The 513-nt window shown below is 41.7% G+C and carries 1 protein-coding gene; it reads right to left on the reverse strand.

The annotated features are described in order from the left end of the window. Positions 1-457 (reverse strand): phage tail tube protein (locus tag ACYVN4_RS44985; RefSeq protein WP_460730433.1); only part of this gene is annotated, 457 nt, incomplete at its 3' end. Between the last annotated feature and the right edge of the window lie 56 nt (positions 458-513).

Raw genomic sequence — 513 nt, forward strand, 5'->3', positions numbered from 1 at the left:
CCATGAATTCATCAATCAGCTTGACACCTTCAAAAGTAAAGTCGCTTTCAAGTTCCATCACACCATCGTCGGCCTCGAAATCAGCAATTGGAATATCATCCAAGTTAACTTCTGTCAAAAGGACCGTCTGCTTACCTGCTCGTGAAGTTGGGTCCTCAATCACCATAGTTACATCGAAGTACAAGTCCCGACCACCTTCGGTATAAGGAATCCCATACTTCAGCCAGTTGGAATTGATGACGTATTGTCCCATAGTCCCAGTGCCTTCTACGGAAGTAACCTTCTTTTTCTTCCAATGGTTACCTAAAACTTGAACATCTTCTTTGTTCTTTTCAATTTTTGCCGTGAACGCATTAGCTTCAAACATCAGCCGAACGTTACCATCAATGGTGGTAAAGATTTTGGCATCCTTGGTGCTAATAGTGTCCCGACCATTTAAAAATCCATCAAATGACATATAATTCCCCTTTCTAACCTACATTAACGGTCATGTACAGCTTTTCCATGGAATCC

It is taken from the genome of Nocardia heshunensis, from assembly GCF_054782115.1.